General features: G+C 69.3%; 6 protein-coding genes. 2 read left to right on the forward strand and 4 right to left on the reverse strand.

Annotation, left to right across the window (positions count from 1 at the left end):
- Positions 1 to 362: 362 nt before the first annotated feature.
- From ACFV9Q_RS22785 to ACFV9Q_RS22795, 3 genes are all read right to left on the reverse strand, one after another.
- Positions 363 to 809 (reverse strand): hypothetical protein, encoded by a 447-nt coding sequence (locus ACFV9Q_RS22785; protein ID WP_377236293.1) that lies wholly within the window; start codon positions 807 to 809, stop codon positions 363 to 365.
- Between the two features lie 188 nt (positions 810 to 997).
- On the reverse strand, positions 998 to 1,477 hold the full coding sequence (locus ACFV9Q_RS22790; RefSeq protein WP_377236294.1) for a hypothetical protein: 480 nt from the start codon (positions 1,475 to 1,477) through the stop codon (positions 998 to 1,000).
- Positions 1,478 to 1,967: 490 nt separating this feature from the next.
- Entirely contained in the window at positions 1,968 to 2,459 is a 492-nt protein-coding gene (locus ACFV9Q_RS22795) for a MarR family winged helix-turn-helix transcriptional regulator (protein ID WP_377236295.1), read from the reverse strand.
- Positions 2,460 to 2,661: 202 nt separating this feature from the next.
- On the opposite strand from ACFV9Q_RS22795, the gene ACFV9Q_RS22800 reads away from it, so the two are divergent.
- Entirely contained in the window at positions 2,662 to 3,660 is a 999-nt protein-coding gene (locus ACFV9Q_RS22800; RefSeq protein WP_377236296.1) for a hypothetical protein, read from the forward strand.
- A gap of 26 nt (positions 3,661 to 3,686) precedes the next feature.
- Here the strand turns inward: ACFV9Q_RS22800 and ACFV9Q_RS22805 are convergent, their stop codons facing one another.
- A complete protein-coding gene (locus tag ACFV9Q_RS22805; RefSeq protein ID WP_377236297.1) occupies positions 3,687 to 5,864 on the reverse strand; it encodes a helix-turn-helix transcriptional regulator in 2,178 nt (725 codons plus the stop codon).
- A gap of 659 nt (positions 5,865 to 6,523) precedes the next feature.
- On the opposite strand from ACFV9Q_RS22805, the gene ACFV9Q_RS22810 reads away from it, so the two are divergent.
- Complete coding sequence (locus ACFV9Q_RS22810) at positions 6,524 to 11,461, forward strand: choice-of-anchor G family protein (protein WP_377236298.1); 4,938 nt, start codon at positions 6,524 to 6,526, stop codon at positions 11,459 to 11,461.
- Positions 11,462 to 11,611 lie beyond the last annotated feature (150 nt).

Here is an 11,611-nt window from a genome sequence, read left to right on the forward strand (position 1 = left end):
GCGTGTCGCGACGTCGGGTGTGTGCCGGCGGAGTATGTCGAGCTCTTCTGGTCCCGGTTCGCCGATCTCCTTGAACCGTTCCGTGCGCCGGGCCGGGGCGTCGAGCGGTTGTGTGGAGTTCTGAACGGGCTCCGACCCGACTAAAGCCGACGCGTTGGAACGGCCGGCGCGGCACTTCTCACCCGTGGGGGAGTGCCGCGCCGTGGTCGGCGCGCAGCCCGTCGATGGCAGCCGGCCAACCGTTTCCGCCAGATCTGCGGGCTCGTGGAGCTCAGACTCCGTGGAGCCGGTCGAGGGTGCCCTGGCCGATCGACCCGAGTGGCTTCCGACTCTGTCCGAGGCCTGCGGCAGGCGCCAGCAGCTCAGCTCAGCGCTGCGGCGTCGCCGGCCGCGGACACCGCGAAACGCTTGATCAGCTGGTACATCTCCGCCCGTTCGTAGACCTGGCGGCCGAGTAGCAGTGTGAGTTCGTCACGGGCATGCGCCTGGCAATAGGCGCGGATCTCCGCAGCCTCGAACAAGTCCCATGACGGCGCCATGTTCGACATGTGCCCAGCACGGGCGAAGCCCGCAGCCGTTGCAAGGTCGTCGAAGAATGCCCAGTGATGACCGACGTCGACGGCAGCCCCGCGCAGCACGCTCATTCCGGGACCGTTCTGGGCTGGGGGAAGCGGCGTGTGATCGAGGATCGCGTGGTACTTCGCGGGATCCGACGGCGCGGCGAGGGTGGGCCTCTGGCCCGAGCCTGAGTGGGCCACCGTTCCGGGCTCGTGGTCGACGGCGGATGATGGCATGACGGTCGCCAGCATGGGGGGTCCTTCAAATGGTCGTGGGTGTGTGGTCGCGACACGGCGAACTGCCCGGTGGAACTCCTGCACGGCAGGCTCTGGGGCAGTTGGATCGTTTCCTGCGACTGGGACAATCCGCGCGTTCTGGCCGCCGAGCGATGTTTGGGATCGAGCGTCGGAGCGCAGCGCGGAAAGGGCAATGCTCAGGTTTAGTTCGTGGACACCAGGGTGTCGGGCTCGAACGCGGTCCAGTCGACCGACGAGCTCAGCAGGTCGGTCAGGCTGATCTTTCTGACTGGGACGGCCTGGTCCGCGATCGCGGCGTCGGCGTCGCTGTCCCAATCGTCGGTGGTCGCGACGACGAGCCGTCCGGTGAACGGGGCTTTGTCCGACGCCGAGAGAAATCCCTCGACGTCCTCCTTCGGCAGCGGCGAATCTGGGTCATGGAAAACGCACCGTACTGCTATCAGACCGTCCGTATCCTGCTGGTGGGCGACAAGATCGACCGCGGTCTTTTCGCCGTCGCCTTCCGGCCACTGGTCCCACGCCCACACCTGGTCGAACTCCGCCGACCAACGAGTATCGGCCGTGAGGAATTCCCTCACCAGATCCTCGAATTTCCGATCGCGGTCTGTCTCGGAAGCGGATCTGAACATAAAGTCGTCGAGTAGGGTGCCTAGCGTTGTCACGCAGGAATCATGTCAAGATTTGAACGGGACGGACGAGTCAGGAGCAAGATGTGCACTCGCTTGCCTTCTTACTCTAGCTAGTGGACCGAAGAGCGCGACGGCGATCAGCCAGTGGTGGACGAACCACCGGATCACCCGGCGGTCGGCCGGGGAGGCGTCGTCCAGGCGTGCCGTTCCGAGGGGCTGATCAGGCGGAACATTGCCCTCGCGCGCCGCTGGGTGGTTTCCCAGTGGTTGGCGCATCCCGTGGCGGTCATCAGGACGGCGTCGGTGCGCGCGTGGCCTTCAGCCCTCTTGATCCGATGCGGTGCTGACACCGGCAGCCTGGCCCCTCATCTGGGTCAGATGGCTGAGAGATTGCGCGGGTAGGGGGTGCAGGTCAGGTGATGCGACACGGGCACCCGAGGTGCTCAGCGGCCCGGATAGCGAGAACGCGGCGCGCCGCCGCCCGCAGTTGGAGGCCGGTTCGACCCAAGCTTTCCCGTCGCAGTCAAGACCGCCCATGTGGTCTCTGCGCCGTCGAGTCCGACGCCTCCGCGTACGCGTAGTACGCGCTGGTCACCGCGTTGAGAAATTTCTCGATGACTTCGTGCTCGGCAGGCGAGAACGGTTCGGCGGCGGCAGCGATCGCCTCCACCAGTGGCCCGAGCTCCTCGCGCACTCGGGTGCGGGCGGACTCGGTCGGTTCCAAGCGGATTCGGCGGCGATCGGCCTCGTCACGCACACGGTCGATGTGTCCGGCCGCGACGAGGCGGTCGACGACCTCGGTGGCGGAGGACCGTGTGATGGCCAGTCTGGCCGCGAGCTCCCCAGGGCCCACCGGCTTGTCGGACAGTGAGATGTGCTCGACGGCCGCGGCGTCCGTGGCGCTGAGCTGCAAGCGATGAGCTAGGGCTGCGGTCGCTGCGCCGAGGGCGTCATGGAGGTTCCGGAGCAGGTGAATCAAGGTCGCCCCCTTCATCTCTGCGGGCAGCGTCATCATGTCACGCTGCTCCAAAATGGTACGGTGGCCGTATTACTTACTGGACATGCGGAGTTGATCCATGCCTTCCACGCCTGACGCGCCCAAGCAATCCCGTCCCGAAAGCCCTACGCGTCCAACCGTCCCGGCGACTGGTGCACGCCGGCTCCACCGCCGCAGTGCCCGCCGGGTGGTCGGCGGCACGCTGAACAGTCCACGTAGCGTGCTCGGCTGGGGAATTCCGGTATGTCTGCTGCTCACGGGCGGTGTCTGGCTGGGCGGGCAGTGGCTCGACGTCGAGCTGCTGCCGGACCAGGGCGCCTCCTGGTACTACTGGAAGCTGCCCGAGCCCACGTTCTGGACCAGGGCGAGCGCGTGGACCGGGTACATCGCCCACCAGCTGTTCTTCTGGGGCCTCATCTACTACGCGCAGCGGCATGTCCGGCGCTACACCTCCGGGCTGCACCCGATCAACGTCGTCGCCCTGGCCGGGAACCTCGTCTTCATCGTGCTGCACGAGGTGCAGACCCAGGTGTTCTACGACGGGATCGCCCAGGACGTCTCGATCTTCACCTCGCAGGGCTCGGTGATCGCGCTGCTGATCGTCGTCCTGATCATGGAGAACAGGCGGCGTGGCATGTTCTTCGGCCGCCCCGCGCCGATCTCGAAGGAGATCGTGCGGTTCTTCCGGAAGTACCACGGTTACCTGTTCAGCTGGGCCGCGGTGTACACGTTCTGGTACCACCCGATGGAGAGCACGAGCGGCCACCTGATCGGCTTCGTCTACATGTTCCTGCTCCTGCTGCAGGGAAGCCTCTTCCTCACCCGCACGCACACCAACCGCTGGTGGACGCTGACCCTGGAGCTGGTCGTGGTCGTGCACGGCACCCTGGTCGCGGTGATGAACTCCGGCCCCGACGGGATGTGGCCGATGTTCCTGTTCGGCTTCCTCGGCGTCTTCGTCATCACCCAGATGCACGGGCTCGGCCTGTCCGCGCGCACCCGCTGGGTGTTGGCGGCGCTGTACCTGGCCAGCGCCTTCGCGGTGTACTACAGCCGTTCGCTGGCCGACCTGAGCGAGATCGTGCGCGTTCCGCTCATCGAGTACCTGGTAGTGGCGGTGGTCGCCCTGCTGGCCTGGCTCGGACTGCTCGGCTACCGGCTCATCCGGCGCGCATCGGAGCCCGCCGAGCAGGTCACGGCAGCGGACCGGGCGGACTGACGGCCCCGCGAGGTCATCAGCACGGCTCACGTCTCGTCGGCGAGCCACTTCGGGGGGTGCGAACGTGCTGTCTCGGTCAGCTCTCGTCGGTCCCTTACCCGCAACACCGCATAGATCTGGCGGAAGCGGTTGGCGACCGTACGAACTGAGACGTAGGCGATCTCAGCGATCTGCGCATTGGTCGCACCGCGCAGCGCCAGCCGGACGAGCCCAACCTCGTCTTCGCTCAGCTCGTCCCAGCTGCGTTCGTCTCGCGCTCCGTGGTCCGAGAGGTAAGCATCGATTGCTCGGTCCCAGCCGGGCAGGCCGGTCACCCGAGCGAGGGCTCGCGCATCCCGGAGTGCTGCCTCAGCGTTGTTGCGCTCGCCATGAGTCAGGGTGTGCCTGCCGTAGGCGATCAGCGTTCGCAGACGCTGCCACGGCGAGATCGGGGACAGCGATACGGGCAACCACTCGTCGATGGTGTTGCGCCCGGTACCGCTGTCCAGGATGGCCAGCATCCGTTCGTGGGCGGTGTCGGCGTCAGCGTCAGCGCGTTCCTCGAGGGACACAGGCGGGTCTAGCAGCCATCGAACCTGAAGGATGCGTGCTTCGGGAGTCGGGTCGTGGGCCGCGACCGACTCGACCAGGTCGGCCCGTACCTGCGCTCGGCCCCGGTAGGGCCAGGCGCAGCGTTCGAGCCCGGTCGTGAGGAGCTCGGCTGCGTGCTTCATGTGTCCGACGGCCAGGTGTGCCAGGCCGAGGTCGACGGCGAACTCGCCCAGCGCTCGGGTCGACCAGGCCCCGGTTTGGCTCGGCAGCTCCGTGACGGGCGGCTTGCCGTCGAGCATTGCTGTCGTGGCCACGCGTAGCCCCCGTACCGGAAGCCAGTCCTGGACGCTGGGCCGCAGGTCCGTCGCGCGGACGAGGTGGGTCCGGGCGTCCATGGCACGGCCCTCGAACATCGCGACCCTGGCCGCCGCAAGGTCTCTGGCAACCAGCTCAGCGACCGACCTGCCCTCGGCGATCCCGGACTGCTTCTCCAGGACCAGACGTGCACCCGACACGTCGCCCAGCAGCAGGCGGCCACGCACCTGGACGCACAAACCCACCCAGTGCGGTTCGGGTACGGTGCCGATGAGGCCGAGGTCGGCGCGGAGAGCGGCGGGGTCGGTGAGCCGCCCGGCATGCTCGAGCTCGATCAGCGCGGCGGCCGCTCGTGCTCCGGCAGCGCGGGTAGAAAGGGCGACGCCCGTCGGGTCGCGCCACCAAAGGTGGTCGGTCCATTCGGCGTCGGCCGCGGGCGGTGTCCACCGGCCGGTACCGTTCTCGGCCCAGATGGATCCGGTCAGGAGCGTCACGCCTACCGCGCGGGCGGCCGCGCGCGGCTCAGCGCCCGCCCTGGACGCCTGGGCAACATCGTCCAGGTGCAGGCCCTCCCATATGGCCTCGGCGACGGTCGCGGACCCGGCGAACGTGGACCGGCCCGCTTCGTCGGTGGGTGTCGCGGAGAGCTCGTCGTGTACCAGGGCAAGCAGGGGGTGGCTGACTGTCGCGTCGTCGGTTGTTGTGCCAGACCCGTCGAGCAGGTACCGGTATGCGCGCCTGGCAGCGGGGCCGGCGGACTGCGGACCCGGCCACTCGATGTCGCCGCGCTGCTGGGCTGGGCTGAGTCCGTGGGCGAGCTCGAGCGCTATCCGCGGGTTCCCGGCGCTCCATCGGTGAAGGCGGCTCACGACGTCTGCGGCGATCGGCAGGCTGAGCTCGTCGGCCAGCACGAGGCGCAGTGACGGTTCGTCGAGTGGGCCTACCGCGAGTCTTTCGATGTCGTCGGGCAGGCTGGTTGGAGCGGCCTGGCGGACGGCGGCCATGATTCGCCAGCCACGCTCGTACGCGGCCTCGCCCAGGCGCAGCAGCCAGGCGGCACGGATCGGTGAGAGCACCTCGAGGTCGTCGATGAACAACACTCGGGTGCCGGTCGGTGCGATTTCGATGCCGGCCGAGACTGCCTCCAGGAGGCCGACCGGGTCGACCTCGTAACCCGGCCCGGAGGCCGTGGGCCTGGTTTGCTTTCCCAGGTCTATGCCGCCCCGGCCTGCCAGGCCGTGCGCGTACGGACGCGAAGAGGCGGAGCGTACGACGCGCACGGCCGACGCTCGCAGGTCGATCCGGCGCAGCGCTGCCAGCACCGTGGCGCTCTTGCCGATACCGCTGAGACCGCTCACGACCAGGGTGGCCGTGTCCAGGTCTGTCGCGAATGCTCCGATAACTCGCAGCTCCCGGTCTCGTCCGTGGACGACACGGTCCGTCCCACTGCTGCCCGCGGAAGGAGCCCACCCGGGGAAACCTGGGGGCGCCGATTCCACCGGTTTGTTTTCTGGCTCCACCTTCTGCTCCTTTCCAGAAGAGCTCTTGAATGCTCACGGGAGCTTGCAGTGGGGAGCATATGGCATCGGGTGAATTGTGCGAGAGATCGGAGTGAGCGGCTGATCTGGACGGCGGCGTGGCGGCGCGGATCCGTTTCATTGACGGGCCGGAGGGCCAGAGGGAATTTTTCACCCGCTCTTGTTCTTGGTTTTCTGGTCACTCCGTGCTCTCAGCTGAATCGCCGTGGTAATGGCGTTCCGGAATGTCCTCGATTGCATCGGCGCAACTGTCGATGCATTGCTGTGCGCGCATGCACGATTGTCCATTACGCGTGGCAGGCACCCCGGAAACGTGTGTCTTCTGAGACCGGGCCCGCAGCATCCTCGTCGCGGCCTGCAGTCCCCAGACGCCGTCACTAGACGCGCGAACGTGAGGAGTGATCTTCGTGATTCCGACGCATGTTCCGACAGGCCGTACCAGGAGGCGAGGTGGCGCGAGGTGGCGCCGTGGACTCGCCGTGGTTGCCGCCTCAGCACTGATCGCCACGACAGCCGGCCTCCCCGCCGCGGCCGTGGACAACTACCCGGACGAGCCGGCAGAGGCCGCGGCCAGCGTGCTGGCGGCCGAGCTGATGCAGCAGGCGCTGCTAGGCGCGGCGACGTCCGACGCGGGGTCAGCGAGCAACCCGGGCCCGAACACCGAGAACCTGGACGTTGATGTCCTGGGCTCGCAGGTGCTCGCGCTCGGTGACCTCCAGCTCCCGGTGGACCAGTTCCTCGACTTCGGGCAGATCGGCGCCCTCGCCAGCACGAGCGAGGCGTCCGGCCCGGCCGACGCGCACGCCGTATCCGGTCTGCTGGGCGCCGACGGCGGCGTCACGCTCGACGGAGCGGAGGACGCGTTCGGCACGGCCAGCATCGACGTCCTGTCGCTGGCCCGGCTCGCCGGCGTCGACGGCATCTCGGACGCGGTGGTCGACCAGCTCACGATCGAGCTCGGTGCCCTGGCCGCGGAGGTCACCGCCGAGGACGGCGTGATCCTCGACCCCGACGGCGGAGTGACCGGCCCGGGCCAGTACCGGCTCGGCGACGGCACGCTGCTGCTCCACTCACCCGTCGTGGAGGACGCCGCGGCCACGATCTTCGACATCGGCGGCGCCGTCGACTCGCAGATCGAGACGCTGGTCAACGACACCTTCGACGTGTCGGAGCTGACCGCGCTCCTGTCGGCCGTCCCGGGCATCCCGGAGCCGACGGTCACGGTGGACTCGAACATGCAGGAGACGCTGTTCCAGTCCGTGGTCGGGGAACCGATCACCTCGGCGAACCAGCTCGTGACCATCGACTTCTCGACCGGTGAGCTGCAGATCCACCTGGAGCACCTGGTCGAGGGCAACGACCCCTGGGGCGGCGGTGATGACGTCGGCATGAACGGCCTGGCGCCCAACTACGAGGTGCTGGACGACCAGACGTACCCGCAGATCGCCGAGGGCGTGCACGAGATCATGCAGGAGGCCACGCGCATCATGATCGGCGCGATCGAGGACTCCCTGAACGCGGTGACGATCAACATCGCGTTCTTCGACGAGTCCCCGCTCGGCACCCTCGACGTCTCGTGGTCGGTGCCGCTGGCGGACGCTGTCAATGGCAACTTCCCGCAGGTCGTGAACAACAGCACGGGGACGCAGGCGATCACCGGCACCCTGCTGGCCACGACGATCAACGGCCTCGGCAACGCCGCGGCGCCGATCTTCGGCACGGTCTACGACCTCGTCATCAGCGACGAGGGCGACCAGATCTTCGACCTGCTGATCAACGACCTCAAGTCTGGCATCACGTCGACCATCGGCGCCGCGCTGTCGCCCGTGTTCGACGTGCTGGTCCAGTTCGTCTCTCTGCAGATCAACCACCAGGAGACGGCGACCTGCACCACGGCGGGCGGCGACGAGCTGCTCGGCCAGGTCGAGGTGTCCGCGCTCAGCCTGGGCCTGGTCCAGTCGGCCGACGCCGGCCGCATCGGGCTCGGCAACGCCGGCGTGCGCGTCGACGCCTGCGACCTCGCAGCCATCGCCCCGACGCTGACAGCGGACCCGGCGGAGGTCGCGCCGGGCGGCACCACCACGGTGACCGGCGCGGGCTACACGCCCGATGCCACGGTGACGGTGCAGCTCACGGACGCCGACGGCAACCCCGTGGGCGACCCGGTCACGGTCGACACCGACGCCGAGGGCGGCTTCACGACGCCGCTGGTGGTGCCGGAGGACGCAGAGCCGGGCGACTACACCGTAGTCGGCACGGACGACACCACGGGCACCCCGGCGGAGGCTCCGCTGACGGTGACCGACGTCCCGGTAGTCACGCCGGAGCTGACGGTCGACCCGACCGAGGTGGCCCCCGGTGAGTGCACGGAGGTCTCGGGCACGGCCTACACGCCGAGCTCGACCGCGACCGTTCAGCTGACGGACGCGGACGGCGACCCGGTGGGTGACTCGATCACCGTCGACACTGACGAGAACGGTGCCTTCACCACCGAGCTGTGCGTCCCGCAGGACGCCGAACCGGGCGACTACACGGTGGTCGGCACGGACGATGCGACGGGCACCCCCGCGGAGGCTCCGCTGGCGGTGACCCCCGCCGCAGCGATCGAACCGGCGATCACGGTAGCCCCGTCGGAGGTCGCCCCGGGAGGCACGACGACGGTGACCGGTGAGGGCTTCACGCCGGACAGCACCGCCACGGTCCAGCTCACGGACGTCGACGGCAACCCCGTCGGTGACCCGGTCGCCGTCGACACCGACGAGAACGGTGCCTTTACGACGCCCCTCGTGGTGCCAGACGACGCCGAGCCGGGCGACTTCACCGTCGTCGGCACCGACGACACCACCGGCACCCCGGCCGAGGCGCCGCTGACCGTGATCACGGGGGCCGAGCAGTGCGAGTCGGCCCCGGCGATCACGGTGACGCCGAGCTCGACCCCCGCGGGCGAGGACGTCACGGTGGTCGGCACGGGCTTCCCGGCCGGTGTCGACGTAACGGTGCAGCTCACGGACGCCGACGGCAACCCCGTGGGCGAGCCGGTCGTGGTGACCCCGGACGAGACCTGCTCGTTCTCCACGCCGTACTCGGTCCCGGAGGACGCGGAGCCGGGTGACTACGAGGTCGTGGCCGAGCCCGAGGACGGCAGCGAGGGTGCGACCGCACCTCTGACCGTCGAGGGCGCGGGCGACGGTCCAGCGATCACCGTGGACCCGGCCGAGGCCCACGCGAGCGAGGAAGTCACAGTCACCGGTACCGGCTACACGCCGGACTCGACGGTGGACCTGGAGATCGTGAGCGACCTGGGCGTGCTGTACACGGCCAGCGCGATCCCGACGGACGAGGAGGGTGGCTTCGAGCACGTGGTGATGCTGCCCGCCGACTCGTACCCGACGGCGTACGTCGTCACGGGTACGGACGCCGAGGATCTGACTGCGGACACGGACCTGACGGTCCTGCCGTTGGAGCCGACCCTGACGGTCGACCCGTCCGAGGCGTACCCGGGTGACGAGGTCACCGTGACGGGTGCTGGGTACACGCCGGACTCGACGGTGGACCTGGAGATCGCAAGCGACCTGGGCGTCCTTTACACCGCGGGCGACATCCCGACGGACGAGGAGGGCGGTTTCGAGTACGTGGTGACGCTGCCGGAGGACTCTGCTCCAACGGACTACGTGGGCACGGGCACGGACTTCTCGACCGACGTGTTCGCTACCGACGACCTGGTGGTCCTGGACCCGGCGGCCGCGATCGACCCGACGATCACGGTGGCCCCGTCGGAGGTCGCCCCGGGCGGCACGACGACGGTCACGGGCGAGGGCTTCACGCCGGACAGCACCGCGACGGTCCAGCTCACCGACGCCGACGGTAACCCGGTCGGCGACCCGGTCCAGGTCGACACGGACGCCGACGGTGGTTTCACGACGCCGCTGGTGGTGCCGGAGGACGCCGAGCCGGGTGACTTCACGCTGGTCGCTACCGACGACACGACGGGTACACCTGCCGAGGCGCCGCTGACCGTGATCACCGCGGCCGAGCAGTGCGAGTCGGCGCCCGCGCTCACGGTGACCCCGTCGTCCGCTCCGGCGGGCACGGATGTCACGGTGGTCGGCACCGGCTTCCCGGCCGGTGTCGACGTGACGGTGCAGCTCACGGACGCCGACGGCAACCCGGTGGGCGAGCCCGTCCTGGTCACGCCGGACGAGACCTGCTCGTTCGCCACCCCGTACCCGATCCCCGAGGGGACCGATCCGGGTGACTACGAGGTCGTGGCGGAGCCCGAGGACGGCAGCGAGGGTGCGACCGCACCTCTGACCGTCGAAGGCGCGGACGTCGCGCCGGCGATCACGGTCGCCCCGTCGGAGGTCGCCCCCGGTGGCACGACGACGGTGACCGGTGAGGGCTTCACGCCGGTCGCGACTGCCACGGTGCAGCTCACGGACGCCGACGGCGACCCCGTCGGTGACCCCGTCACCGTGGACACCGACGAGACCGGTGCCTTCACGACCGACCTCGCCGTGCCCGAGGACGCCGAGCCCGGCGACTACACCGTGGTCGCCACGGACGACACGACCGGTACCCCGGCTGAGGCCGCGCTCGTCGTGGCCACCGGAGCGGGTCCGGGCGAGGAGTGCACCGACCCGACGCTGGTCGCCGACCCGACCACCGTCGAGCCGGGCGGCGAGGTGACGGTCACCGGTACGGGCTTCCCGGCCGGCGTCGAGGTGACGGTCACCCTGACGGACGCCGCGGGCGAGCCGGTCGGCGAGCCGGTCACGGTGCTGCCGGACGAGTCGTGCGGGTTCACCGCCACGATCACCGTCCCGCAGGACGCCGAGCCCGGCGTGCACGTCATCGTGGCTGAGCCGGAGGATGGCAGCGATGGTGCCGAGGTGCCGATCACGGTGGCCGGGCCTGGTGCCCGAACCCTGAGCGCGTGGTTCGAGGAGGACACGGTGGCACCGGGGTCCAGCCAGACCTTCTACGCCTCGGGCTTCGAGCCGGGCGAGATGGTGGTCGGGACGGTCCGTTCGACGTCGCTGCGGCTGCCGGCGGTCGCCGCGGACGACTCCGGCACGGTCCGGTGGACGTTCACGGTCCCGTCTGACCTCGCGACGGGGACGCACATCGGTATCGCCACCAGCACGACCATCGGGGACTCGGCGGCCGCTCAGTTCAAGGTCGTCCCGACGTCCGCGAGCGGGGGAGATGGTGACGGCGCCGGCACGGGCTCTACCGGCGGCTCCGGCTCTGGTGGTGGGAACGACTCCGGCCCCCTGGCCTCGACCGGGGCTGACGTGGCCACGCTGGTGACGGCCACACTGCTCCTGCTCGGTATCGGTGCGTTGCTGATCCGGCGGCGCCGTGAACTCAGCATGCTGGTCGCAACTGCCGCGGGACGTGTACCGGACGAGGAGTGACAGTACAGATGACCGCCATCGAGTGAAGCAGTGGTCGCAGTGCTGGGTTTGTGCTTGTTTCCCCCTCTCGACCCGCGCTCCCCCCCCCCCCCCCCCACCTCCACCGGCCTTTTTTCCCCCCCACCTTCCCCCCCCCCCCCCCCTCCCCCC

The sequence above is a fragment of the Promicromonospora sp. NPDC059942 genome (assembly GCF_042731755.1).
Lineage (GTDB): Bacteria > Actinomycetota > Actinomycetes > Actinomycetales > Cellulomonadaceae > Promicromonospora.